General features: G+C 75.4%; 17 protein-coding genes. 4 read left to right on the top strand and 13 right to left on the bottom strand.

The features are described from left to right. Positions 1-88 precede the first annotated feature (88 nt). On the top strand, positions 89-280 hold the full coding sequence (locus tag ACH5AO_RS13690) for a hypothetical protein (protein WP_030864663.1): 192 nt from the start codon (positions 89-91) through the stop codon (positions 278-280). Between the two features lie 80 nt (positions 281-360). Then, the gene (locus ACH5AO_RS13695) at positions 361-957 is read left to right on the top strand and encodes a lytic transglycosylase domain-containing protein (protein ID WP_398924437.1); all 597 of its coding nucleotides are present in this window, start codon (positions 361-363) and stop codon (positions 955-957) included. Between the two features lie 64 nt (positions 958-1,021). Here the strand turns inward: ACH5AO_RS13695 and ACH5AO_RS13700 are convergent, their stop codons facing one another. The 9 genes from ACH5AO_RS13700 to paaA are packed head-to-tail and all read right to left on the bottom strand — an operon-like array spanning position 1,022 to position 8,590. After that, positions 1,022-2,281, bottom strand: a complete 1,260-nt coding sequence (locus ACH5AO_RS13700) for a kynureninase (RefSeq protein ID WP_398924438.1) — start codon at positions 2,279-2,281, stop codon at positions 1,022-1,024. Beyond that, on the bottom strand, positions 2,278-3,126 hold the full coding sequence (locus tag ACH5AO_RS13705; RefSeq protein ID WP_398924439.1) for an alpha/beta hydrolase family protein: 849 nt from the start codon (positions 3,124-3,126) through the stop codon (positions 2,278-2,280). The genes ACH5AO_RS13700 and ACH5AO_RS13705 overlap by 4 nt, the downstream gene beginning before the upstream one ends. Continuing rightward, on the bottom strand, positions 3,116-3,964 hold the full coding sequence (locus tag ACH5AO_RS13710) for a tryptophan 2,3-dioxygenase (protein WP_398924440.1): 849 nt from the start codon (positions 3,962-3,964) through the stop codon (positions 3,116-3,118). The genes ACH5AO_RS13705 and ACH5AO_RS13710 overlap by 11 nt, the downstream gene beginning before the upstream one ends. Before the next feature lie 25 nt (positions 3,965-3,989). Next, entirely contained in the window at positions 3,990-4,766 is a 777-nt protein-coding gene (locus tag ACH5AO_RS13715) for an SDR family oxidoreductase (protein ID WP_030864678.1), read from the bottom strand. Between the two features lie 31 nt (positions 4,767-4,797). Next, positions 4,798-5,955 (bottom strand): 2Fe-2S iron-sulfur cluster-binding protein, encoded by a 1,158-nt coding sequence (locus ACH5AO_RS13720; RefSeq protein ID WP_398924441.1) that lies wholly within the window; start codon positions 5,953-5,955, stop codon positions 4,798-4,800. Positions 5,956-5,963: 8 nt separating this feature from the next. Beyond that, complete coding sequence (gene paaD, locus ACH5AO_RS13725) at positions 5,964-6,476, bottom strand: 1,2-phenylacetyl-CoA epoxidase subunit PaaD (RefSeq protein WP_398924442.1); 513 nt, start codon at positions 6,474-6,476, stop codon at positions 5,964-5,966. Then, complete coding sequence (paaC, locus tag ACH5AO_RS13730) at positions 6,473-7,213, bottom strand: 1,2-phenylacetyl-CoA epoxidase subunit PaaC (RefSeq protein WP_398924714.1); 741 nt, start codon at positions 7,211-7,213, stop codon at positions 6,473-6,475. Before paaC ends, paaD begins: the two co-directional genes overlap by 4 nt. A gap of 58 nt (positions 7,214-7,271) precedes the next feature. Further along, positions 7,272-7,583, bottom strand: coding sequence for a 1,2-phenylacetyl-CoA epoxidase subunit PaaB (gene paaB, locus ACH5AO_RS13735; protein WP_398924443.1), 312 nt, complete (start codon positions 7,581-7,583; stop codon positions 7,272-7,274). After that, on the bottom strand, positions 7,580-8,590 hold the full coding sequence (gene paaA, locus ACH5AO_RS13740; protein ID WP_398924444.1) for a 1,2-phenylacetyl-CoA epoxidase subunit PaaA: 1,011 nt from the start codon (positions 8,588-8,590) through the stop codon (positions 7,580-7,582). Before paaA ends, paaB begins: the two co-directional genes overlap by 4 nt. 315 nt (positions 8,591-8,905) lie before the next feature. Here paaA and ACH5AO_RS13745 point away from each other — a divergent pair, with 315 nt between their 5' ends. Together ACH5AO_RS13745 and ACH5AO_RS13750 are read left to right on the top strand one after the other, a co-directional pair. Further along, positions 8,906-9,154, top strand: coding sequence for an acyl carrier protein (locus ACH5AO_RS13745; RefSeq protein ID WP_030864696.1), 249 nt, complete (start codon positions 8,906-8,908; stop codon positions 9,152-9,154). Beyond that, a complete protein-coding gene (locus tag ACH5AO_RS13750; protein WP_398924445.1) occupies positions 9,154-10,638 on the top strand; it encodes a class I adenylate-forming enzyme family protein in 1,485 nt (494 codons plus the stop codon). Before ACH5AO_RS13745 ends, ACH5AO_RS13750 begins: the two co-directional genes overlap by 1 nt. 149 nt (positions 10,639-10,787) lie before the next feature. On the opposite strand, the gene ACH5AO_RS13755 is transcribed toward ACH5AO_RS13750, so the two are convergent. The 4 genes from ACH5AO_RS13755 to ACH5AO_RS13770 form a co-directional block, all read right to left on the bottom strand. Continuing rightward, positions 10,788-10,982: an antitoxin gene (locus ACH5AO_RS13755; protein WP_398924446.1), complete on the bottom strand. Its 195-nt coding sequence runs from the start codon at positions 10,980-10,982 to the stop codon at positions 10,788-10,790. A gap of 98 nt (positions 10,983-11,080) precedes the next feature. Beyond that, positions 11,081-12,310: a crotonyl-CoA carboxylase/reductase gene (gene ccrA, locus ACH5AO_RS13760; RefSeq protein ID WP_398924447.1), complete on the bottom strand. Its 1,230-nt coding sequence runs from the start codon at positions 12,308-12,310 to the stop codon at positions 11,081-11,083. Positions 12,311-12,358: 48 nt separating this feature from the next. Beyond that, entirely contained in the window at positions 12,359-16,249 is a 3,891-nt protein-coding gene (locus ACH5AO_RS13765; RefSeq protein WP_398924448.1) for a type I polyketide synthase, read from the bottom strand. Then, positions 16,242-24,878, bottom strand: a complete 8,637-nt coding sequence (locus tag ACH5AO_RS13770; RefSeq protein ID WP_398924449.1) for an amino acid adenylation domain-containing protein — start codon at positions 24,876-24,878, stop codon at positions 16,242-16,244. Before ACH5AO_RS13770 ends, ACH5AO_RS13765 begins: the two co-directional genes overlap by 8 nt. Between the last annotated feature and the right edge of the window lie 303 nt (positions 24,879-25,181).

Raw genomic sequence — 25,181 nt, forward strand, 5'->3', positions numbered from 1 at the left:
ATGGGCCGCACCGGGACCGGGCCGGCGCGCGGTGGTCCATGGGAGAGGGCCGCCCCGTCCCGTCCTGACACAGCGGCAGGAGAGCCGTATGTCCGAACCGTCCCCGCCCACGCCGGACCGGCTGTCGTTGCGGTGGGCCCTCATCCTCCTGGCCTCGGTGGTGGCGGGACTGCTGGCCGGGCTGCTCACCTACGCCCGGTCCGGCGACTGGCCCGGCTCGCTGCTGGCGGCCCTCGGCGCGAGCGGGGCGGCCCTCGTCGCCCTGCCCCTGCTGCTGTGAGCCGAGGGGCTCCGGGCGTCCGGATTGGGGCAGGGACTCGGGGGCATGTGCGCCTCAGGACAGTGGAGGGGTGATCGACGATGACCGAACGACCGGTGGCGGCAACGCGGCAGGGGTCCGGAGGAGCGGAGCACGAGGGCGTCCGGACGCCGCCGCTGCGCCCCGGCGGCTACGAGCCGGCCGACTACGCGGCGGTAGTGGTGCGCAGTGCCCGGGAGGCCGGGGTCTCGCCCCTGCTCGTGATGACCGTGCTCCACAACGAGGCGTACAAGCCGCACCATCCCCTGCTGGAGCGGTTGTGGCAGTGGTGGAAGCCCGGGGCGTCCTTCGGCCTGGCCAACATGCACCGGGCGACGTTCGAGCGGGTCCGGCGGGCCCACAACCTGTCGGGGCGGTGGCAGGACCTGCGCGACGACCCGGCCTTCGCCGTTCGCTCGGCCGCCCTGCACCTGAAGGACCTCGACCGGAGCCTTCCGAGGCGGCACGTACGCCGTTACACCCGCGACGAGCTCCTCGCCCTCGGCTACAACACGGGCGAACGCAACATGCGCGCCTTCGCCCGGGGCGTCCCGCCGGGCCCCATGGCGCGGTCGTACCTGCGCCGTTTCCGCACCCACCGGGAACGAGCCGCCGAAGCCCTGGCCGGCGTCGAGCCAGGCGGCACGGCCACCGGCTGACGTCGCGAGTCCGACCGGGGTGCGCCGAGCACGGGTCGCGGTGGGCGGGCCGGCCGCGGGTCCCTCAGGTCACCGGCCCCGCGGCCGGCGGCGCGGGGTCGTAGGCGGCGTCCCGGGTGAGGTCCCGCAGGCGGAGGGCGGCGGTGAGCAGGTCCCGGTGGCTGGTGTAGAGGGCGTTGACGCCGAAGCGCAGCAGGTCGGGCGCGCGCATGTCGGCGATGACGCCGTGCTCGGCGAGGGCGGCGACCAGCCCGCGGGCATGGGGGTGGCGGAGGGTGACCTGGCTGCCGCGGCGCGCGGGGTCGGCCGGGGTGACCGAGGTGAAGCCCAGGGGTGTCAGGAGTTCGTCCGCGCAGCGCAGGAAGAAGCCCGTCAGGGAGAGGCTCTTGGCGCGGACCCGGGTCAGGTCGACCCCGTCGAAGGCGGTGAGGGCCGCCTCGAGGGCGAGCAGGGACAGGATCGGCGGGGTACCGATGCGGGCACGGGCGATGCCGGGGGCGGGGGTGTACTCCCGGGCCAGGCCGAACGGGTCGGCGTGACCGGTCCAGCCCGGCAACGGCGTCTCCAGGTCGGCGTGGTGGCGGTGCGCCACGTACAGGAAGGCGGGGGCGCCGGGGCCGCCGGAGAGGAACTTGTAGCCGCAGCCGACGGCCAGGTCGACGCCGAGGGCGTCGACGTCCAGGGGCAGGGCGCCGGCCGCGTGGCACAGGTCCCACAGCGCGAGGGCGCCGGCCTCGTGGGCGGCCCGGGTCGGCGCCCGCATGTCGTGGAGCTCGCCGGTGCGGAAGTCGACGGGCGCGTAGCTGACGACGGCGACCCGATGGCCCTCGGCGGCGAGGAAACGCGGAAGGTCTCCCGGCGGCACCCGCCGTACCTCCAGGCCCCGGCGGCGGGCGACCGCGTCCGCCAGATAGCGGTCGGTGGGGAAGTGCCCGGGGTCGGTGACCAGCAGCGGGCGGTCCGGGCGGAGCGCGGCCGCGGCGTCGAGCGCGGTGAACAGCTGCACGCTGGTGGAGTCGCCCGCGACCGTCTGCCCCGGCGCGGCCCCGATGAGCGCGCCGATGGTGTCCCCCACCCGCAGGGGCGCCTCCCACCAGCCTTCCGCGTTCCAGGAGCCGATGAGTCCGGTGGCCCACTGGCGCCGTACGACGTCGTCGAGGGCCTCCGGTACGGCGGCGGGCAGCGGGCCCAGGGAGTTGCCGTCGAGGTGGACGACGTCCGGCGGGAGCAGGAAACGCGCGCGGAGGGGGGCCAGGGGGTCGTCGGCGTCGAGCCGTGCGGCCCGTTCGCGCAGTTCGGCCGGTGCGGAGAGTGCGGTGGTCATCGGTGTGCGGCCTCCTCGTCCGCGCGGCCGGGGTCCTTCGGGGGGAAGGCGGCCGCCATCTCCCGGAGGGTGTCGGCGACCGCGCGGGCGCCGGGTGCTCCCGGTTCGATGAGGGTGTAGTGGCCGGTGCCGGGCAGGACGACCGTCCTGAGGTCCCGGTGCACGGCCGCGTAGTCGCTGAACTGGGTGAGGGGGACCTCCTCGTCGGCGGCGCCGTGCAGCAGCACGGTGGGAACGCCGGTGGTGCCGGCGCCCCGCAGCAGGGTGAGGGGGTCGACCTCGGGCAGCCGCCGGTCGAAGTGCTCCTCACCGCCGAGGAGTTGCAGGGCGGCGTCGTCGCTGAGGCCGTCGCGGCGGGTGGCGGTGAGGTCGGTGATCGGCGCGAGGGCGAGCACGCTCGTCGGCAGGGTGCGCGTGTGCCAGCGCGAGCCGGGCGGCAACAGTCCCCGGGCGGCGCACCACAGGGCCAGGTGGCCGCCGGAGCAGTGGCCCGCGAGGACGTAGGGCCGCCCCTGGGGCAGGGTGTCCACGATGCGGGCGACGTCGTCGAAGGTCTCCGGGTGGCCGCCCGCGCCGCCGGACCGGCGGAAGCCGGGGAGCAGGACGTCGAAGCCCTGCCGGGAGAGGTAGGCCGCGAACGGGGTGAGGTGCATCCGGTCGTAGCGCCAGTAGCCGCCGTGCAGCAGGACGACCAGCGGGGCGTCGGGGTCGTCGGACGGCCAGGCGTCGTAGGACTGGTGGGGGTGGTCGCCGTAGCGGCCGTGCACCGGTGCCAGTACCGGTTTCAGGCTCAGGACCCGCCGTTCCTCCTCGGCGGCGAAGGCGGAGATCTCCCTAGACGTCACCGCGCGCCTCCCACAGTTCGGGGAAGACCGGGCGGGCCGCCCGCTGCTCCAGCCAGGCCAGTCCGGCGGAGCCTGCGCTGCCCGGTCTGGCGCCCATGGCGCGGCGGACCACCAGGACGTGGTCGAACCGCCAGCGGGTGACGAGTTCGGCGATGTCGGTGAGCAGTTCGCCGAGCGCCTGGTGGGGGTGGTGCCGCGGTCCGGCGTAGATGTGCCGCCAGACCTCCACGACCCCGGGGTCGCCGGTGTAGGGGCCGGTCACGTCCCGCTCGCGGACGTGGCGCGGGACGGGCAGGCCCTGGCGGTGGAGGTGGGCCAGCACCTCGTCGTACAGGGACGGCTCCCGGTAGGTCTCGGCGAGCGCCTCGTGGACGGCCGGGTCGCCGCGGTGGGCGCGCAGCAGCCCGGCGGACTTGTCACCGAGGAGGAACTCCATGTGGCGGTACATCGCCGACTGGAAGCCGGACGCCTTTCCGAACGCGTCCCGGAATCCGTTGAACCGGGCGGGGGTCAGCGCGGCGATGGGCGCCCAGGCGCCGCCCAGGGCGGTCAGCGCGCGGCGGCTGCGCTCCAGCGCGTCCATGGCCGCGGGCAGGTCGTCCTTGGCGAGGGCGACCCGGGCGGTGCGCCACTCGTGCACGATCAGGGTGAACCACAGTTCCATCACCTGGGTGGTGACGAGGAACCCCATCTCGTCCGGGGCCTCGGTGAGCGGGTGCTGCAGCGAGTGGAGCACGGACGCGCGCACATACGTGTCGTAGGGGCTGGCGCCCTCGAAGGGCCGGGTCAGGGCGTCGTCCGTCACCGGCTCGTCGAGGGCGGACGTACGGTCGTTCATCGCATCTCCTAGGGGTGCGGACGGGTCACACACCGAGGTGGGCGCCGCCGGAGGCGTCGATCCACTGGCCGGTCACCCAGCGGGCGTCGTCGCTCGCGACGAAGGAGACGACGTCGGCGATGTCCGCCGGGTCGCCGAGCCGGCCGAAGGCGGAGGCCTCGGAGTAGCGGCGGCGGATCTCCGGGACGGCGAGGGTGGGGTTGATCTCCGTCTCGGTGTAGCCGGGTGCGACGGCGTTGACGGTGATGCCCCGGGGGCCCAGTTCCTGGGCGAGGGAGAGGGTGAGGTAGTCGAGGGCGGCCTTGGTCATGGTGTACGAGACGATCGGCGGGAAGGCGACGCGGGTCGCGACGGAGGAGATGTTGACGATCCTGCCGCCGTCCCGCAGGCGGTCCAGTCCGCGCTGGATGATGAAGAACGGCGCCTTGGTGTTGATCGCGAAGACGCGGTCGTAGTCGGCCTCGGTCACCTGGGCGAACGGGCGCGGGAGGGTGATGCCCGCGTTGTTGACGAGGATGTCCAGTCCTTCCGGGGCGTCCTGCTGCGCCAGGGCCCGGTCGAAGGCGGACCACAGGGTGTCGGCGTCGCCGGGGACGCCGAGTTCGGCGTGTACGGGGAAGGCGCGGCCGCCGTCGGCCTCGATCTCCTTGACGGTGCGTTCGGCGGCCGTCAGGTCGTGGCCGTAGTGGACCGCCACCAGGGCGCCCTCGCGGGCGAGACGGCGGCTGATGGCTCTGCCGATGCCCCGGCTGCCTCCGGTGACCAGGGCGGTCTTCCCCGCGTGGCGGGCGGTGGCGGTCATCGTGGGTCTCCTTCGCTGTCGGGCGTACGGGTCAGGCGTCGAAGTCGAGGGTGATCTCGGGGGTGCGCGGCCGGGCCCGGCAGACGAGGGTGTAGCCGGCGGCGCGGTCCCGCTCGTCCAGGGCGTGCTGGCGGTCCGCCGTCACCCGCCCGGACAGGACCTTCGCGCGGCAGCTGCCGCACACGCCCTCACGGCAGGCGTACGGCACGTCGGGGTGGGCGCGCAGCAACGCGTCGAGGAGGGCGGGGTCGTGCGGCAGGACGGTGGCGGCACGGGGACGCCCGTCGAGCAGGGCGGTGACCCGGGCCTCCCCCGTCTCCGGTGCCGGTCCGGCCGTCTCCGGCGGCGGTCCGGTCGTCTCCGGTGGCCGTGGTGCCGTGTCGTCGGACGTGAACAGTTCCCAGCGTACGAGCGAGGGATCGGCTCCCTCGTCGGCCAGGACCCGCCGTGCGGTGCCGACGAGGCCGGGCGGTCCGCACAGGGCGAACGTGGTGTCCCGGCCGGGACGGGCGTCCACGGCCGCCAGCAGGCGGCGCAGCCCGGCCGCGTCCAGCCGCCGCGCGAGCGGGCCGCCCCCGCTCCCCGGGTCCTCACGGGTCAGCACGTACAGGACGGTGAGGCGGTCGACGAACTCGTCCTTCAGCTCGGCCACCTCGTCGGCCAGCAGGGCGTCGGCGGAGGTGCGGACCGAGTGGACGAGGCTGACGCGGCAGGCCGGGTCCCGGCGCAGCGCGTGGGCGGCCATCGGGGCCAGGGGGGTGATGCCGGTGCCGCCCGCGAGCAGGACGTGGTGGGCTCCGGGCAGCTCCGGCAGGGCGAAGGTCCCGGTGGGCGGGGAGAGTTCGAGGCGGTCGCCGGGTGCGAGCCGGGTGGTGGCGTGTTCGCCGAAGCCGCCGGGGCCGGACCGTTTGATCACCAGGCGGAGCGTCTCGGGGGCGTGCGGTGGCGGGCAGAGCGAGTAGCTGCGGCGCAGTGCGGTGCCGGCCCAGCGGTGGCGGACGGTGACGTGCCGGCCGGGGTGGTGGGTGAAGACGTCGCGCAGCGCGGCGGGCACGTGCAGGGTGACGGCCACCGTGTCGGCGGTCAGCTGCCGGACCTCGGTGACGTCGAGCGGGTGCCAGCCGGTGCGGCGGGGCGGGCCGGCCGGTGCTCCGTCGGGGGCGGCGGGCGGGAGGGTGGCGGTGTCCACGGTGTGCCTCACAGCGCGGTCAGGTGGGGGAAGGGTTCGCGGCACGCCGTGCACCACAGCACCGACTGGCAGCGGGCGGGCCCGAAGAGGCTGTGCGGCCGGGTGGCCCGTGAACCGCAGTGCGGGCAGGGCACCGCGACCGGTTCGACGGCGACCGGGCCGGCGGGGGCCGGGGACACGGGCGGGGCGATGCCGTGCGCGGCGAGCTTGCGCCGCCCCTCGGGGGTGACGCGGTCCGTCGTCCAGGGCGGTGTCAGGACCTGCCGGACACGGCCCTCGGGGTGACCGCAGTCGGCCAGGACCTCCCGTACGGCGGCGGTGATCTCGGGCAGTGCGGGGCAACCCAGGTAGGTGGGGGTGATCTCCACCTCCAGTACGCCGTCGGCGCCCGGCGCGACGGAGCCCACCACGCCGAGGTCGCCCAGGCCGATCACCGGCAGTTCCGGGTCCGGGAGCGCCTCCACCCGCTCGCGCACCTCCTCGGCGGAGCGGCGGGCCGTGGCCGGTGCGGGCCCGCTCACCAGGTGCCCCCTGGGAACTGCCGGCGCACGGACTGGAGTTCGGCGATCAGGGGGCCGAACTCCTCGGTGTGCAGGCCCGAGCGGCCTCCCGTGGCCGACCAGGTGGGGGTGGGCACGGTGAGTCCCGCCCCGGTGACGACGCCGGTGACCCGGTCGAGCCACGTCTCGCGCAGAGGTGCCGGTGAGGGCACGGTGCCGGAGGCGGCCAGGCGTCGTAGCGCGTCGTCCTCCTCGAAGAGTTCGCCGGTGTACGGCCACACCCGTTCCAGGCCGTGCCGCATGCGGCGGGCGCTCTCCTCGGTGCCGCGTCCCAGGGTCACCGTCCAGCGGTCCGCGTGCAGCCGGTGGAAGGCGACCTCCTTGGCGGCGCGCGCCCCGAACGCGGCGAGTTCGGGGTCGGCGTGGTGCGCGAGCGTCTCGTAGTACAGGACGGCGTAGTGGGTGTAGGCGAGCTGCCGGGCCACGGTCGTCGCGAAGTCCCCGTTGGGGAGTTCGGTCAGCAGGGTGTTGGTGAACTCGCGTTCCGAGCGGCCGTAGGCGAGGTCGTCCTCGGTGCGGCCGGTTCCGTCGAGCCGTCCGGCCCGGGTGAACAGGGCGCGGGCGTGGCCGATGAGGTCGAGGGCGATGCTGGACAGGGCCAGGTCCTCGTCGACGGTCGGCGCGCGGGTGATCCACTGGCACAGGCGCTGCCCGAGGACGAGGGCGTCGTCGCCCAGGCGCAGGAGGTGCCGGGCCAGGCCGGGGTCGGTGGACGGCCCTTCGCCCGGCGGGGTGCCCGGGCGTACCGCCGGGAGGTCACTCGTGGTGCTCACCTTCGGGGCCTTTCTCGGTCAGCGGCGCGTAGTGCTCGGTGTGGCGGTACGGCTTGTGGCGGGCGCCCGCGAAGTACGCGTCGCGTTCGTCCGGGGAGACCGTGTGCACGGCGTCGGAGCGGACCACCCACAGCGACAGGGGATCGCCCCGGCGCGTGTACAGGTCGCGGGCGGCGGCCAGCGCCGCGTCCGGGCCGGCCGCGCGCACCGACCCCGCGTGCTGGTGGGCCAGGCCCCGGCGGGTCCGCAGGAAGACCTCCCAGGACGCCGGCGCGTCCTCCGGTGATCCGCTCATGCGTCCTCTCCTGTCGTCGCGTCCGTGCGGGCGGCGTACGCGGCGGCGGCCCGGCGGACCCAGGCGCCGTCCTCGTGCGCGGCCCTGCGGTGCGCGATCCGCTGCCGCGCCCAGTGGGTGTCGTCGCCCAGTGCCTCGCGGTAGGTGTCCCAGTCGACCGGGGTGAAGTCGTAGTGGCCGCGTTCCTCGTTCCAGCGGATCGCCGGGTCGGGCAGCGTCAGGCCGAGGCGTTCGGCCTGGGGCACGCAGGTGTCGACGAAGCGCTGGCGCAGTTCGTCGTTGGTGTGGCGCTTGATGCCCCAGGCGATCGCGCGGCGGGAGACCGCGGCGCCCAGCGCGGCGGTCCGCGCGTCGGCGCCGCCCGCCTCGGTGTCGGGCGGCCCGAACATCAGCGCCACGGCCGGCAGCCACCAGCGGTCGACCGCGTCCTGCGCCATCTCCTTCTGCTGTGGCGTCCCTTCGCACAGGGCGCGCATCAGGTCGTAGCCCTGCCGCACGTGGAAGGCCTCCTCCTGGCAGACGCGGCGCATCGCCCGGGCGTACGGCCCGTAGGAGGTGCGGCACAGGGGGGCCTGGTTGATGACGGCGGCGCCGTCCGTCAGCCAGGCGATGGCCCCGGTGTCCGCCCAGGTCAGCGCGGGGTGGTTGAAGGTGGCGGAGGCGCGTTGCCGGCCGTGGTGCAGGGCGTCCAGCAGGTCGGCGCGGTCCACGCCGAGCGTCTCGGCGGCGGAGTACAGGTACAGGCCGTGACCGGCCTCGTCCTGGACCTTGGCGAGGAGGACCGACTTGCGGTGCAGGGACGGGGCGCGGGTGAGCCAGGCGCCCTCCGGCTGCATGCCGATGATCTCGGAGTGGGCGTGCTGGGCGATCTGGCGGACCAGCATGCGGCGGTATCCGTCGGGCATCCAGTCGCGCGGTTCGATCGTCCCGCCGCCGGCGACGAACGCGTCGAAGCGGGCGAGCGGCTCGTCCTCGTCCGCGACGGCGGCGGTGGCCGGGGCGCTCACCGGGTACCGCCCGGGCGTCCGGTGACCGCCGCGGCGGTGCCGTGCTGCGGGCACCGCCCCGGGGCCCGGACCCGTACCGGCTGCCTGGGCACGCGCATCACTCCTTCGGCTCGGGACCGCCCACGCGGGGCGAGTGGCTTCGTTGCGGTAAGAGGCCGGGCGGGCGGCCCCGCTATCCCCGCCGCACAAGGTTCGGGCGCGTGACAAAGCTCACGGACCGGCCCGGGGAGTGGGACCGGGCCGCACCCGCCTCTTCAGGGGGTGACAGTCGTAACACCGCGCGGCGGCCGGCACGCCGAGGCGAAAGGGGAAACCATGAGCACCATCAGGGAGTTGCTGGTCGAACTCACCGGTACGGCCGAGTACGCCGACCAGGTCGGCGACGACGTCGACCTGGCCGCCAGCGGCATCGACTCCGGGGACCTGGTGCGCCTCGTCCTCCTGGTCGAGCAGCGGCTCGGCGTGGAGATCACCGCCCAGGACATGGAGGATCTGCGCACGATCGGCGACTACGAGCGTTTCGTGGCCGAGCGCGCGGCCGCCGGTGCGAGCGGCGGTGCGTGATGTGGCTGACGCAGCTGCTGGAGCGCAACCGTCAGTGCCGGCCCGGCGGGACCGCGCTGGTCGACGAGGAACGCAGCGTCACCTGGGCCGAGTTCCACGACCGCACGCTGGAACTGGCGCGCGGGCTGGCCGAGCTGGGCATCGAGCGGGGTGACCGGGTCGCCGTGCTCTCCAAGGACCGGATCGAGGTCCTGGAGAGCTACTTCGCGCTGGCCCGGCTCGGCGCGCTGTTCGTGCCGCTGAACCACAGCCTGGCCGAGCCCGAGGTCGCCGGGATCGTCGAGCGCGTCGGCGCGGTGGCGGTCATCGGTGAGTCCGAGCTGCTGGACCGGCACGCCGAACTGCCGGCGTCGGTGCGGATCCGGCTGGCCCTCGACAAGCCCGCCTTCGCGGCGCTGGGCACCCTGGCCGCCGGGCGGGACCTGCCGGACGTCGCCGACACCGACCCGGTCGCCGTGCTGCACACCTCGGCGACCACCGGGCAGGCCAAGGGCGTCACCGTCGACAGCGCGTCGTTCCGGGCCATCGCCCTGGGCTGGCTGGTGATGGCCCGCCCCACCGATGACATCGTCATGGTCAACTGCTGCCCGCTGTACCACGGCAGCATGGTCGTGTCGCTGACCTACCTGGCGGCCGGCGCGACGGTCGTGCTGATGCCCGGCTTCACCCCGCAGCGGGCGCTGTCCGCGGTGGAGCGGCACCGCGCCACGCACATGTGGCTGGTGCCGCAGATGCTGCGCTTCATGCTGCAGGCCCGGGCGTCCCACCGTGCCGACCTGTCCTCCTTGCGGGAGGTCCTGTACGGGGCCGCGCCCATGCCGCTCGACGTCTACGCGGAGGCGGTCGAACGGCTCGGCTGCGGCTTCCGGCAGGTGTACGGCATGACCGAGGTGGGCGGCCCGTTCGTCACGCTCGGCCCCGACGAGCACCCCGCCCCCGGGGACGTCACCGTCCGTATCCCGTGCGGGCGGGTCGTGCCGGGCATGTCCGCCCGCGCGGTGGACGAGGGCGGCCGGGAGCTGCCGCCCGGCGAGACCGGGGAGATCGTGGTGCGCGGACCGGGTGTCATGCGGGGCTACTGGAACGACCCGGAGGCCACCCGTGAGATCACCCTCGACGGCTGGATCAGGACGGGCGACCTCGGCTTCATGGACGACGAGGGCCGCATCAGCCTGGTGGACCGCACGAAGGACGTGATCATCCGCGCGGGCCAGAACGTCTACCCCTCGGAGATCGAGCGCGCCCTGATGACCCACCCGGCGGTTCGGGACGCGGCGGTCGTCGGGATGCCCGACGAGGACTACGGCGAGGTGCCGCTGGCGTACGTGGTCCTGGAGCCGGACGCGGAAGCGGGCGCGGTGGCGCTGCTCGCGCACGTCGCGGGGCTACTCGCCCCGTACAAGCGTCCGCGGCGGGTGGAGTTCATCGAGCAGGTGCCGCGCAATCCCGCCGGGAAGATCGTCAAGAAGCTGCTGCGGGTGTGAGCGCGCGCGGCGGCGGGCGGTGACGTGGCCGCGCCGCGTCCGCTGCCGGCGGTCGGCGGGCCCGGGCCGGCCGGCGCCTGCGGCTGATCATGGGCTTCCCCCCTCCCCCGGGCATCGTCCGGAGGAGGGGGGAAGTCGTTCGTACCGGGTCAGCGTTCCGACGTACCGCCGTCCCGGTAGGAGCGCCGCACCGTGTCGGCGGCCTTGTCGGTCCGGGCGTCGTACTTGTCGCCCGTCCGCCGGTCGACCGCCCGCTCGGCGCCCGCGACGCCCTTGTCGGCCTGGTCGGGGTGGCCCTTGGCCATCTGCTTGGCCTTGTTCATCATGTCGCCCAGCTTGCCCATGGGGTACCTCCCGTGAGTACACGTGCGTCGTACCCCGCCGCAGGTACCCCTCCGGCGGTGCGCGAATCACCCGGACCCGCGCACCGCCGTCCCGTTCCTCAGCCCCGGTCGCCCACGCGTGCGGCCATGTTCCCCGCCGGGTGCCGGTTGTCGTGGATGAGCTGGTGGGCGAGTCCTATCTCGTCGAAATCGAAGGTGCGCGACAGACACGGGTCGATGATTCCCTGGTCGATCAGCCGGGTGACCTCCCGTGCCTCGCGGGCGGTGGCGACGTGCGAGCCCTGCAGGCGCTTCTGCCGCATCCACAGGAACCGCAGGTCGACGTCGCCGTTGTAGCCGGTGGTGCCGCCGCACAGGACGACCATGCCGCCGTTGTCGCACAGGTACAGGGAGGTGGGGACGGTGTCGGCGCCGGAGTGCTCCAGCACGATGCGCGGGCTGCGGCGCTCGCCGAGCACCTCCCAGAAGGCCCGCCCGAAGGCGCGGGCCCCCGACAGCCAGCGGCCCGTCGCCGCCTCGTCGGAGGTGTCCGGCAACCGCCCCCAGTGGTCGAACCGGCGCCGGTCGATGAAGCCCTCGGCGCCCAGCTTGAGGCAGAACTCGCCGCGTTCCTCGCTGGAGACGACCGCGACGGGGATGCCGCCGACGTGCCGGACGAGCTGGATGGCGATGCAGCCGAGGCCGCCGGCGCCGCCCCAGATCAGCACCGGGTCGCCGGGGCGCACCGTGTGCGGCGGCCAGCCGAAGAGCTGGCGGTAGGCGGTGGCCGCGGTCGCCATGTAGCAGGCGGCCTCCGCCCAGGACAGCCGGGCGGGTTTGGGGTGGCACATGTAGTCGTCGACGACGGCGAACTGGGCGAAGGAGCCGTAGTTCTCCTCGTACCCCCACACCCGCTGGCTGGTGGACCAGGTGGGGTCGCCGCCGAGGCGGATGTCGTCGGCCTTCTCGTCCCAGCGGTTGGCGAGGACGACGACCTCGTCGCCGAGCCCCACCCCGCGCACGTCCTCGCCGACCGCCCACACGATCCCGGACAGGTCGGAGCCGCCGATGTGGAAGTCCTCGGCGGCGCCCGCCTTCTGCCGGGCGGCGATCACGTCGAGCGGCGACCCCAGCGCCGCCCAGACGTTGTTGTAGTTGATGCCGGCGGCCATCACCTTCACCAGGACCTGTCCGCGGCCCACGGGCGGCACGTCGACCACCTCGGTCCGGAAGGCGTCGACGGGCTGTCCGTAGCGTTCACGGCGGATCAGTGAGGCGTACATCCGCCGGGGTGCGGTGCCGATCTCGGGCGCGTCGCCGAGTTCGTAGAGTTCCTGGGTCGCTTCCACGCTGGTTCTCCTCAACGCGTGCTCGGGAGGGGTAGGGGGAACGGCGGCTCAGCCGGTGAGGCCGCGCAGGGCCTTGGCGACCGTCTCGCCGATGCGGGCGATCGGTCCGGGTTCGGTCATCTCGTAGTGGCCGCAGGGCACGTGGTGGTCGTGCAGCGTGCCGTCGACGTGGGGCCGCCAGCTGTCGGCCTTGCCGGGCAGCACCGCCAGGTCGGCCGGGAAGTCCGTGGGCGTCTCCTCGGCCGCGCTGAAGAACAGCACGTCGCCCCGGAAGACACCGGGGGTGAACTGGGGCGCGATGCGCAGGTTGTTGCGCATGACGGCGGCGATGGCGGCGGCCTCGGCGCGGGTGACGGGGGAACTCGACGGGTCGGCCGTGACCCGTGCGTCGATCCGGTCCAGGACGGTGTCGACGTCCGGGGGCGCCGCGCCGGGGCCGGCGGGGAGTCCGGCCACCCGGGACAGCAGGGCCGCCACCTGGCGTTCGGCCGCGTCGGGGTCGTGAGCGGTGCCGTGCGGCTGGGGGGCGTCGAGCATGGCCAGGAGTTCGACCCGCTCGCCGTCGCGCTGGAGGGCGCAGGCCATGGCGTGCGCGACGAATCCGCCGTAGGACCAGCCCAGCAGCCGGTACGGGCCGTGCGGTTGCACCCGGCGCACCAGGTCGAGGTAGTGGGCGACCATGGCGGCGGCGTCCGGGGCGGGCGGGGTGGTGCCGTCGAGGCCGGCCGCCTGGATGCCGTGGACGGGCTGGTCGCCGCCGAGGTGCGGCAGCAGGCCCGTGTAGCGCCAGGCCACGCCCGCGCCGGGGTGGACGCAGAACAGGGGCGTGGCGGTGCCCTCGGCGCGCAGCGGCAGCAGCGGGCTCAGCGCGGTCCGCGCCTCCCCCGTGGCGGTCCCCCCGTCCGGTTCGTCGGCTGCGGCAAGGACCCCGGCCACCGTGGGGGCGGCCAGCAGGGTCGCCGCCGGGACGTCGAGGACGCCGGCCTGGCGCAGCCGGCCCGCCAGCAGCACGGCGCGCATGGAGTCGCCGCCGAGGTCGAAGAAGTTGTCGTGCAGGCCGATGCCGCCGATGCCCAGGGTCTCCTCCCAGAGCCGGGTCACCGCCTGTTCGCGTGCGGTGCGCGGCGGTACGTGCCCGGTCGTCAGCCGGGGCCGCGGGGCGAGGCCGGGGCCGGGGTCCGCCGCGGCCGGGGTGTCGTCGGAGGCGGCGGGGCCGGTGCGGGCGCCGGGGGCGTCGATCCAGTGGCGCCGGCGTTCGAAGGCGTACGGGGGCAGCGGCGCCCTCCGGGGCGCGCCCGGCACCGGGGGCAGGGCGCTGTCCACGCCCGCGCTCCACAGCCGTCCCAGCGCCTCGGCGAGGACGAACCCGTCGGACGCCTCGGCCTTGGCGTGCCGCATGGTGGTCACGGTCACCGGTGCCTCGTCGGCGAGGCGGCCGGTGGCGAGCTTGGTCAGGGTGTCGCCCGGCCCGATCTCCACCAGGACCGGGCGCAGACGGTCCCACAGGGCGGTGATGCCGTCGGCGAACCGCACGGTGGCGCGGGTGTGGTCGATCCAGTGGCGTACGGAGGTGGCCTGGGCGTCGGTGACCCAGGTGCCGGTGACGTTGGTGACGTACGGGATGCGCGGCGGGCGCAGGGTGACCCGGCGCAGGTGGGCCTCGTAGGCCGGCAGGACGGGGTCCAGGACGTGGGAGTGGGCCGCGACGGGGATGCGCAGGCGGCGGAACGGCACGCTCCGGCGGGTGAGCTCGGCTTCGAAGCGGGTGACGGCGTCGAGGTGTCCGGCGACGGTGCATGCCTGGGGGCCGTTGACGGCGGCCAGGGACAGGTCGTCGTCGAGCAGCGGCCGGATCTCCTCCGCCGGGGCGGCGACGCCGACGGTGGCCCCGCCGGCGGCGCTGATCAGCCGGATGCGTTCGGTGACCAGGGGCAGCATGTCCTCGAGGTCGATGACGCCGGCCAGGCAGGCTGCCGTGTACTCGCCGAGCGAGTGGCCGATCAGCGCGTCGGGGCGCACGCCCGACTCCATGAGGGTGCGGGCCAGGGCGTACTCGGTGACCACGAGCCCGAGGAAGGCGGAGGTGTCGTCGGGCCGCCGCTCCTCGAAGAGGGCGGTGCGCGGGTCGGTGCCGAGGACGGGCCGCAGGATGCGGGCGCACTCGTCGACGGTGTCGCGGTAGACGGTGTGGTCGCGGTACAGCTCCGCGCCCATGCCGGGGTACTGGGTGCCGCCGCCGGGCAGCAGGAACGCCACGCGGGCCGGGTCGTCGGGGAGCGGCGGGGTGGCGGGGGCGGCGGTACGCAGCGCTTCGAGGGCCTCCTCGCGGGAGGCCGCCGTGACGGTGAGCCGGTGGCGCAGCGCGGGCCGGTCGGTGCGCAGGGAGTGCGCGACGTCGTCCAGGCGCAGCTCGGGCCGGCGTTCGAGGTGCCGGGCGAGCGCCTCGGCCTGGCCGCACAGGGCGCCCGCGGTGCGGGCGGACAGGGGCAGCACCAGGCGGCGGCCGTCCTCGGGCGGGCGGGGCGCGGCGGGGGCGGCGGGCGGGGCCTCCTCCAGGACGACGTGGGCGTTGGTGCCGCCGATGCCGAAGGCGCTGACGGCGGCGCGGCGGGGGTGGCCTTCCGCGGGCCAGTCCTCCAGGGCGGTGGGCACGCGGAAGGGGCTCGTGTCGAAGTCGATGAGCGGGTTGGGGCGGTCGAAGTGCAGGCTCGGCGGGATCCGCCGGTGTTCCAGGGCCAGGACCGCCTTGATGAGTCCGGCGATGCCGGCGGCGGCGCCGAGGTGGCCGATGTTGGTCTTGACCGAGCCGAGCGCGCAGAATCCGGTCCGCCGCGTGCTGTGCCGGAAGGCCTCCGTGAGGGCGGACACCTCGATCGGGTCGCCGAGTTTCGTGGCGGTGCCGTGCGCCTCGATCAGGCCGATCGTGCCGGCGTCGACCTCCGCCTGGGCCTGGGCGGCGAGGACGACCTCGGTCTGTCCGGCGGCGCTGGGCGCGCTGAAGCCGACCTTGCGGCGGCCGTCGTTGTTGACGGCGCTGCCGCGGATGACGGCGCGGACGCGGTCGCCGTCGGCGAGGGCGTCCTCCAGCCGTTTGAGCACGACGGCTCCCACGCCGTCGCCGGAGGAGGTGCCGGCGGCGTCCGCGGCGAAGGCGCGGCAGTGGCCGTCGGGGGAGAACGGCCCGTCGGGCACGTGGCGGTAGCCCAGGACGGCGGAGAGGTTGAGGGAGACGGCGGCGGCGAGCGCGGTGTCGCAGCGGTGGTCCAGCAGGTCCTGGCAGGCGGTGTGCACGGCGACCAGCGCGGTGGAGCAGGCCGTCTGGAGCGACACGCTCGGGCCGGTGAGGCCCAGTTCGTAGGAGACGCGGGTGGCGAGGGTGCCCAGGGAGTTGGCGGTGGCGGCGTGGACGAGCGCCACCGAGCCGGGCTGCCCGGCGAAGCGCGGGTACACGTGGGCCGGGTAGTAGCGGCTGTCGCCGGCGCCCGCGTACACGCCGAACGCCTCGCCCGTACGGTCCGCGCCGAGGCAGCCGGCGTCCTCCAGGGCGTGGTAGGCCGTCTCCAGCAGCAGCCGCTGCTGCGGGTCGACGACGGCGGCCTCGGCGGGGCTGTAGCCGAAGAAGCCGGAGTCGAAGCGGTCGATGCCCTCGACGACCGACGCCATCCGGATCAGTGCCGGGTCGTCCAGGTCGCGCGGGTCGCCGCCCGCGGCGAGGAACTCCTCGTCGGTGACGGGCCGGATCGCCTCCCGGCCGGCCGCGAGGTTCTCCCAGAAGGCGTCGAGGTCGTCGGCGCCGGGGAAGCGGCCCGCCATGCCGATGACGGCGACGGCGGGGAGGTCCTCGTCGTGGGGTGTGCTGGTGTCGTGCACGGCCTGTGCCTCGTCCTCTCCCGGCTCGGTGATGTCGTAGGGCCGGCCCGGCCCGGCGGGTTCACGCACGGTCCCGGTCCTTCCCGTGGCGTGCGGCGCGGCGCGCGCGGGCGGCGCGCTGGCGCTGTGCCTTCTCCTTGGCGTGGTCCAGACCGCCGCCGGCCTCCGGCCGGGGTGACGGTCCGGCGTCCGCCGCCGGGGCGGCGCCGCGTTCCGACAGGTGGCGGGCGAGGTCCCGGACGGTGGGGTGCGCGAACAGGTCGACCACCGACACGTCGGTGCCGAAGGCCCGGTTGACGGCGGTCCGGGCGGTGACCAGGAGCAGGGAGTTGCCGCCCAGGTCGAAGAAGTTCTCGTCCCGGCCCACCCGGTCGCGGCCCAGGACGCCGCACCACACCTCGGCGATCCGGTGCTCCAGCCGCCGCGGGTCCTCTCCCGTCCCGGTCTCGTCCGGGCGGGCGGTGGTGCCCGCCGAGCGCAGTGTCCACGCGTCGGACAGGCCGGCCGCGCGGGCGCCGTCGGCCGCCGCGCGGTACAGGGCGCCCAGGTCGATGCCGTCCTCCAGGCCGACGCGCGCGGCCAGGCGCCGCACCTGCCGCACGGGGGCCACGACGTGGCTGCGGACCCAGGGGGCGGTGCGGTCGGCGCCGATCAGCAGGTGCGGCTCGTCCAGGGAGCGGGCCAGGTCGAAGGAGCGCAGCGCGGCGGGGACGTCGAGCAGCCGGTAGCCGCGGGCCTCGGTGAGCGCGGTGAGGCCGTAGCCGCGGCTCATGCCGCGCTCGCGCCACATGCTCCAGGCCAGGGACTGCGCGGGCAGGCCGAGGCTGCGGCGGTAGCCGGCGAGGGCGTCCAGGTAGGCGTTGGCGGCGGCGTAGGCGGCGTTCATGGCGCCGCCGAAGAAGCCGTTCACCGAGGAGAAGGTGACGAAGGAGCCGACCGGGTGGTCGGCGGTGAGCCGGTGCAGCGTCCACGCGCCGCGCGCCTTCGCCCGGAGCGCCCGGCGCCAGGTGGCGGCGTCCAGCTCCCCCACGGGCCGTTCCACGAACGTGCCGGCCAGGTGCAGCACCGACCGCAGGGGCACGCCCCACGCCTCGGCGGCGGCCTCCACCGCGGCCCGCACCTGGCGTTCGTCGGTGACGTCGGCGCGGGCGTAGCGGACCTCGCCCGGCTCGCCCGACAGCGCCGAAACGGCGGCCTCGGACTCCGGAGTGCGACCCACGATCAGCAGCCGGGTGCCCGGGGTGCGGAGCAGGTGCGCCGCGATCTCGGCGCCGACGCCGCCCAGTCCGCCGGTGAGCAGGGTGAAGCCGTCGTCCGCGGACGGCTCGACGCGGGACGGGGTGCCGGGCAGGGGGGCGAGACGGCGTACGTACCGGTGCCCCTCGCGGTACGCCACCTCCGCGCCGTCCGCGGTGACCGTCGCCTCGGCCGACAGGACGGGCAGGGGGTCCGCGTCCTCGTCCGGTGCGAGGTCGAGGTGGGTGACGCGCAGCCGGCCGGATTCCTCGGCCAGTGACTTGAGGAGCGCGCCCGCCATGGCGTGGGCCGGGGAGGGCCGGTCGCCGGGGCGCACGGCCTGGGCGCCCGCCGTCACGTGGACGAGGTCGACGGGGCGCCGCCGTCCGGGCCGGGTGGTGAGGGCGCGGGCGAACGCGAGCAGTCGCTCCGCGCCGGTCGTGTCGTCCGGTGCCGTCTGCGGATCCTCCGTGCCGTGCGGCCCGTCGAGGTGGAGGACGGCGTCGACCGGCCGCCGGTCGTGCTCCAGCCGCTCCAGCAGTACGCCGTAGTCGGCTTCCTCGGCGGGCCGCACACGGTAGTGCGCGGCATCGAGCCGGGCGTACGACGTTCCCTCGCCGACCACCGTGCACAGGCCGCCGGCGGACCGCAGCGCGTCGGCGAGCCGTTCCGCGAGCTCCCCGGTCCGGGGGTCGCCGCCCGTCAGGACGAGGGTGTGCCGGCCGGGCGTCGTCGCGGGGGTTCCGGGGTGTTCCGTCCGCTGCCACACCGGTCGCAGGAACCAGTCGGGGACGGTCGTGGCGGTGCCCAGCAGCATCTGGGTCCGGCGGACCTCGTCGTCGAAGTCGCCCGCCTCGAAGCCCTTGCGCAGCTTGGTGCGCTGGATCTTGCCGATCTCGGTCTTGGGCACGGCGTCCCGCGCGACCGGGATCAGGAAGGAGGGGCTGACGCCGATCTCCCGGGTGACCTTGCCGGCGATCTCGCGGAGGGCGCCGGCCGGTTCGGCGGCGGCCTCGGGGGTGAGGTGGAGGAACAGGGCCAGTTCGTCGGTGGGTGACGACGGGTCGGTGCGCACCGCGACCGCGGCGGTGAAACTCCGCTCCACGTACGGCAGTTCCTCGACGCAGGCCTCGATCTCGTGGCTGTAGTGGTTGACGCCGTTGACGATGATGACGTCCTTGGCGCGGCCGGTGATGTACAGCTCGCCGTCCCGCAGGAACGCCAGGTCGCCGGTGTCGAACCAGCCGTCCCCGGTGAACGCCTCCGCATTGGCCGCCGGGTTGTCGTGGTAGCCGCCGGTCACGGAGGTGCCGCGGACCTGGAGCCGGCCGGCCTCGTCCTCCTTCAGGAGGGTGCCGTGCTCGTCGACGATCCGCATGGCGAACCCCGGGTAGGGCCGGCCGCAGCTGACGAAGGCGCCCTCGGTGGCGTCGGGTTCGCCGGGCAGGACGGCGTCGGTGACCACGGAGCAGGTCTCGGACATGCCCCAGCCGGGGTGCATCACGTGCTGCGGCAGGCCGAACGGCTTCAGCGCGTGCAGGAAGCGGCGGGCGGCCTGGGCGACGACGACCTCGCCGGCGTTCATCGCCAGCCGCATCGGTGACAGGTCCCAGGTGCGGCCGGTGAAGCGGTGGGACTGCTCGGCGAGGAGTCCGAAGGCGAAGTTGGGTGCCCAGGTGACGGTGACCCGGTGCCGGTCGGCGAGGTCCATCCAGCGCAGCGGGTCCTCGAGGATCCAGGAGGTGGGGGCGTGGATCTGGCGGCAGCCCAGGTACACGTCCCGCAGGTGGAACATGACCACGCCGGTGACGTGGTCGAGCGGGATCCAGTTCAGGGAGACGTCGTCCGCGCCGAGGCCGTTCAGCTGCTCGGTGGCGGCGGAGCGGGTCAGCACGTTGCGGTGGGTGAGCCGTACCGCCTTGGGCAGACCGGTGCTGCCGGACGTCATGAGCAGCAGCAGGAGGTCGTCCGGCGCGGCGGGGTGCCAGTCGTGGTCCTCGGGCGCCTCGCGCAGCGCGTCGGCCGTGGTGAGCCGCAGGCCGGGCCAGGCCTGCCGGGCGGCGAGGGCGCGCAGCCCGGCCTCCCGGCCGGCGGAGCACACGACCTGGGGCCGGCCGAGCATCCGCCAGATGCCCTCCAGCTTGGTCAGCGCCGCCGAGGGGGTGTCGTAGGAGACGGGGACGGTCAGCGGGACGGCGACGAAGCCGCCGAGGACGCAGCCCCACAGCACGGCGATGAAGTCCTCGGTGGCGTCGCACTGGAGGATGACCCGGTCGCCCGGGCGCAGGCCCGCCCGGCGCAGGCCGGCGAGGACGCGGGAGGCCTCGGGGATCAGGGAGGCGTAGGTGCGCCGGTGTTCACCGCCGTCGGCGTGGACGTGGACGATGTCGCCCCGGTCCCGTGCGGCGGCGCGGCGCAGGGCCTCGGCCCAGCTCTGCACGGACGGCTCGGTCAGGGCGGGGCCCTCGCTGAGCGCGGGGACCGCGGAGGCGCGGCCGGCGGGGGCGGGGGCGGGTCGCGTGGTGCGGTCGGGCAGGCCGGTGTGGCGGCGGTCCAGCTCCTCGGGGGTGTCCTCCGCCGTCACCTCGGCGGTGGTGACGCCGGGGAGGGCGGTCAGGTGCTCCCGCCAGGTCCTGACCGCGGTGCGGTCGACGGCGGGCAGGGCGCGCAGCGCCGCGGTGTCGACGGTGCCGTCCTGCGCGCGCGGCAGCACGTTGACCGCCGTGACGCGGACGGTGGCGTGGCCGGCGCGGTCCAGGGCCTCCTCGACGCGTTCGGCGGCGTCCGCCCGCCCCGGCACCACGTACAGGCGGGGTGGGGTGCCGTCGGTGCCGGGCAGGGCGCGGGCGTCGCGGACACCGGGCACGGCGAGGGCCGCGTGCTCCAGTTCCACGGGGTCGGTCCCGGCCGGGGCGGGGGTGCGGCCGGGGGGCGCGGGCAGTTCCGCGACGCGGACTTCGGGGTCGGCGCCCACCGTGCGCAGGGTCTCGCGCAGGGCGTGGGTGAACGCCTCGGCGGTGCCGGCGTCGTAGAGGTCGGTGGCGTACTCGACGTGCAGGGTCAGGCCGTCGGGGGTGCCCTCGGGGGTGTGGCGTTCCAGGACGTCCACGAAGAGGTCGAACTTGGCGGTTCCGGTGGCGGTGGGCCGCAACTCTGTTCGGACGGAGTCCAGTTCGAGGACGGCGGGCGCGTTGTTCTGCAGGGCCAGCATCACCTGGAACAGGGGGTGCCGGCCGGGTGTGCGGGGCGGGTTGAGGTCGTCCACCAGCCGGTCGAGGGGCAGGTCCTGGTGGTCGAGGGCGGCCAGGTCGGCGGTGCGCAGCCGGGCGAGGAGGTCCCGGAAGGCGGGGTCGCCGGAGGTGTCGGCGCGCAGCACCAGGGTGTTGCTGATCAGGCCGATCAGGGGATCCAGCGCGGGTTCGGTGCGGCCGGCGACGGGGGTGCCGAGGACGATGTCCTCGCCGGCGCCGCAGCGGGTGAGCAGGGCGCTGACGGCGGCGTGCAGCACCATGAACAGGCTGGCGCCCTCGCGGTCGGCGAGGCGCAGCAGGGCGCGGTGCAGGGTGGCGTCGACGGTGGCCTCGACGTGGGCGCCGCCGCCGCGCGGTGCGGTGGGACGCGGCCGGTCGCCGGGCAGGGTGCACTCCTCGGGCAGGCCGTCCAGCGCGGTGCGCCAGTGGGCGGTGAGCCGCTCCAGCCGGCCGGGGCCGTCCGGTGCGGGGGCCAGCAGGGCGCGCTGCCACAGCGCGTAGTCGGCGTACTGCGCCGGCAGCGGGGTCCACGCGGGTGCCCGGCCGGCCCGGCGGGCCGCGTAGGCGGTGCTCAGGTCGGTGGCGAAGGGGCCGAGGGACCAGCCGTCGGCCGCGCTGTGGTGCAGGACGAACAGCAGCACCCGCTCGCTGCCGGTGCCCAGCAGCCAGGCGGTGAGGGGGCTTTCGGCGGTGAGGTCGAAGCGGTGCCGCAGCGCGGCGGTGACGTGGGCGGCGGTCTCCGCGGCGGGGCAGTCGACGTGCCGCAGGACCGGGCGCAGCTCCCCCGGCGGCAGGACGCGCTGGTGGGGGACGCCGTCGTGTTCGGCGATCACGGTCCGAAGGATCTCGTGGCGGTCGGCCAGGTCGCCGAGGGCCGACCGGAGCGCCTCGGTGTCGAGGCCGGCGCCGGCCGGGACGAGGAGCGGGATGTTGTAGGTGGCCGCTCCCTCGTCGAGCCGGTTCAGGAACCACATGCGTTCCTGGGCGAAGGACAGGGGCACCCGCCGCGGGCGTGCGGCGCCGCCGAGGGCCGGCCGGGGCGGGGTGTCGTCCGCCCGTACGTCGAGCCGCTCGGCGAGGGCGGCCGGGGTCGGCGTCTCGAACAGGGCGGTGAGGGGGATCTCGGCGCCGGTGGCGTGCCGCAGGCGGGCGAGCAGGCGGGTGGCGAGGAGGGAGTCGCCGCCCAGGTCGAAGAAGCCGGCGTCGGTGCCCACCGTGTCCCGCGGCAGTTTCAGGACGTCCTCGAACAGGGCGCACACCAGGGCCTGTCGCGGTGTCGCGGGGCGGGTGCCGGACGCGGCGGCGGTGAAGTCGGGGTCGGGCAGGGCCTGCACGTCGAGCTTGCCGTTCGCGGTCAGCGGCAGCGTGTCCACCGGGACGCAGGCGGCCGGGACCATGTGCTCGGGCAGGTGGGCGGCGGCGTGGGCGCGCAGTGCGGCGGGGTCCACGGGTCCGTCGCCCGCGGGGACGGTGTAGGCGACGAGGTGCAGGGCGCCGCTGTCGGCGCGGCGGGGCACGACGGCGGCGCGGGCGACGCCCGGATGGGCGGCGAGGACGGCCTCGATCTCGCCGGGTTCGACGCGGAAGCCGCGCAGCTGCACCTGGGCGTCGGCGCGGCCGACGTAGTCGAGCGTGCCGTCGGGGCGGCGCCGGGCCAGGTCGCCCGAACGGTACATGCGGGTGCCGGGCGGGCCGTGGGGGTCGTCGAGGAAGCGCTCGGCGGTCAGTTCGGGCCGGTTCAGGTATCCGGCGGCGACGCCGGCACCGGAGACGTACATCTCGCCGGTCGCGCCGGGCGGCACCGGGCGGCCCGCGGCGTCCAGCAGGTGGACGCGGAGGTCGGCGAGCGGGGTGCCGATGACACTGCCGCGGCGCGGGTCGTCCAGGTCGGCGCGGGTGAGGCGGTGGTGGGTGACGTGCACGGTGGTCTCGGTGATGCCGTACATGTTCACCAGCGCCGGGCGGTCCAGGCCGTGCCGGTCGGCCCAGGGGCGCAGCCGCGCGGGGCGCAGGGCCTCGCCGCCGAGGACGACGTAGCGCAGCGCCCCGGTGTCCCCGCCCCGTTCCAGGTCGGCGTCGATCAGCTGCTCGAAGGCGGACGGCGTCTGGTTGAGGACGGTCACGCCCTCGCGGTGCAGCAGCTCCCGGAACTCGCGCGGCGAGCGGCTGACGGCGTACGGCACGACGACGATCCGGCCGCCGTGCAGCAGGGCGCCCCAGATCTCCCACACGGAGAAGTCGAAGGCGTAGGAGTGGAACAGCGTCCACACGTCGTCGGCGCGGAAGTCGAAGTGCGCGGACGCGGCGGCGAAGAGCCGTACGACGTTCGCGTGCGGGACGGGCACGCCCTTGGGGCGGCCGGTGGAGCCGGATGTGTGGATGACGTACGCGGTGTCGGACGGGCTCACCGGCCCGTTCCGGTCGGCGTCGCCCAGGTCGGCGGCGGGGCGGCGGGCGAGGTCCGCGGCGACCTCCGGGTCGTCCAGCAGGACGGCGGGGAGGGTGTCCGGGGCGAGGTGGGCGTGGGCGCGCTCGGTGACGAGGACGACGGGGGCCGCGTCCTCGACGACCAGCCGCAGCCGCTCGGCCGGGTGGCCGGGGTCCAGGGGCAGGTAGGCGGCGCCGGTCTTGAGGACGGCCAGCAGGGTGGGCAGCAGCCGCACGCCGCGCTCCAGGGCCAGCGCCACCGTCCGGCCGGGGCCGGCGCCGTGTTCGGTCAGCAGCCGGGCCAGGCGGTTGGCCTCGGCGTTGAGTTCGGCGTACGTGAGCCGTTCGTCCCCGCAGGTGACGGCGGTCCGTTCGGGCCCGGCGGCCGCCCGCTCCTCGAACAGTTCCGTGAGGGTCCGCTCGACCGGACAGGTGTGGACGGGGGTGTCGCGGGGGTGTTCGCCCGGCAGCAGGAGGTCCAGATCGCCCAGCGGCGTCGTCGGCTCCGTCTCGGCCAGTCGGCGCAGCAGTGTGCGGAACCGGTCGCGGTGCAGGGCGAGTTCGTCCTCCTCGTACAGGGCGGGGTTGGCGTCGAGGGCCAGCCACAGTCCGCCGGGGCGGGTGCCGGGACGCACCGAGATCTGGAGGTCGTCGACGGCTCCGCCGGACAGGTGGTGCCAGGTGGTGGGGTGCCCGCCGAAGACCGGGGACTCGTCGAACGGGACGATGTTGAGGACCGGCCCGTACAGCCGGCGTCCGGTGCCCAGCAGGCCCAGGTCGCGGCGGAGGAACTCGCCCCGGTAGCGCTGGTGGCGGCGCAGGGCCTCCAGTTCACCGGCGACGGTCCGGGCCAGCTCGGCGAGGGGTGTGTCGGGGGCGGCGGTCACGCGCAGCGGGAGGACGTCGGAGGCGGTGCCGGGGGTGCGCAGGGCGGCGCCGCCGAGCCGGCTCATGGTGGCCAGGCCCAGCACCAGGTCCCCGGCGCCGGTCATGCGGTGCAGGTAGGCGGCGGTGGCGGCGGTCAGCAGGTCGGTGCGGCGGACGCCGAGGCGGGCCGCGGCGGTGTCGAGGGCACCGGTCTCGGCGGGCGTCAGTTCGGCGGTGCGGCGCAGGAAGGGCGCGGTGGGGGCGGCCGTACGGGAGGTGAGGCGGGCGGGCTCCGGCAGGCCGGCCAGGCGGCGCGCCCAGTGGTCGCGGTCGCGGGCGTACCGCTCGGAGGCACGGTAGGCCGCCTCCTCCGCCTGGAGCCGGCTCACCGGCGCGAAGCCGCAGGAATCCGGCTCGCGCCCCTCGGCCAGGGCGTTGTACGTCTCGGCCAGGCGCCGCCCGAGGAGCTTGTAGCTGTAGCCGTCGAGCAGGAGGTGATGGGCCCTCAGCAGCCAGAGGAACCGGTCGGGGGCCAGGGTCAGCAGGGTGTGGGCGAACAGCGGGCCCTTGTCCAGGTCCACGGGGACCGCGAGATCGGCGCGGACGTGGGCCCACGCGGCGGCTTCCGGATCGGCGGCGCCGCTGACGTCGACCCGGTGCAGGGGCCAGTCGTCCGCGTCCGGGGCGAGGTGGCAGCGCGGTCCGTCACCGGTGTCGGCGAAACGCAGGGCGAAGGTGTCGGCCTCGCCGACGGTGCGCCGCAGCGCGGTCTCGAACAGGGCGGTGTCGAGGGGGCCGTGGATCTCCACCGCCTCCGCCGTGTTGTACGCGGCACCGTCCGGTGCGAGCCGCCCGGCGTACCAGAGGCCCTCCTGGGCTCCGGACAGCGGTCGACGTTCGTCCTCCTGGAGTGACATAGCACAACCCTCACGTGGCAAGCCGTAATGTCCCGGACGGCGAAGGCCCGGCCGGATCGGACGGGTGCGGCCACCACTCCGCGCCGCCCTCGCGTGGGGGTACGCGCCGGGCCGGCCCACGGGGCGGAAAGGAGGCCGCACGCCGGGGCGGGGAAGCACGCCGCCCGTCCCGGTTTCACGGCACAGCACGGTGGTGCACCGGAACCGGCCGGGTCAAGGAATCCGGGCTCCCGGGACGCCGATTCAGGGGTTTCCCTGGAGAACGCACGGCCGGGGAGTGCGCGCCCCGGCTCAACTTTTAGG

The organism is Streptomyces sp. NPDC018964, from assembly GCF_044390325.1.
Lineage (GTDB): Bacteria > Actinomycetota > Actinomycetes > Streptomycetales > Streptomycetaceae > Streptomyces.

Bases quoted from the DNA above. Each gene is read 5' to 3' on its own strand.
- ACH5AO_RS13700 (WP_398924438.1), bottom strand. From the start codon at position 2,281: ATGACCACCGCACTCTCCGCACCGGCCGAACTGCGCGAACGGGCCGCA.
- ACH5AO_RS13770 (WP_398924449.1), bottom strand. From the start codon at position 24,878: ATGTCACTCCAGGAGGACGAACGTCGACCGCTGTCCGGAGCCCAGGAG.
- paaB (WP_398924443.1), bottom strand. From the start codon at position 7,583: ATGAGCGGATCACCGGAGGACGCGCCGGCGTCCTGGGAGGTCTTCCTG.
- ACH5AO_RS13690 (WP_030864663.1), top strand. From the start codon at position 89: ATGTCCGAACCGTCCCCGCCCACGCCGGACCGGCTGTCGTTGCGGTGG.
- ACH5AO_RS13695 (WP_398924437.1), top strand. From the start codon at position 361: ATGACCGAACGACCGGTGGCGGCAACGCGGCAGGGGTCCGGAGGAGCG.
- ACH5AO_RS13745 (WP_030864696.1), top strand. From the start codon at position 8,906: ATGAGCACCATCAGGGAGTTGCTGGTCGAACTCACCGGTACGGCCGAG.
- ACH5AO_RS13710 (WP_398924440.1), bottom strand. From the start codon at position 3,964: ATGAACGACCGTACGTCCGCCCTCGACGAGCCGGTGACGGACGACGCC.
- ACH5AO_RS13750 (WP_398924445.1), top strand. From the start codon at position 9,154: ATGTGGCTGACGCAGCTGCTGGAGCGCAACCGTCAGTGCCGGCCCGGC.
- ACH5AO_RS13755 (WP_398924446.1), bottom strand. From the start codon at position 10,982: ATGGGCAAGCTGGGCGACATGATGAACAAGGCCAAGCAGATGGCCAAG.
- ACH5AO_RS13715 (WP_030864678.1), bottom strand. From the start codon at position 4,766: ATGACCGCCACCGCCCGCCACGCGGGGAAGACCGCCCTGGTCACCGGA.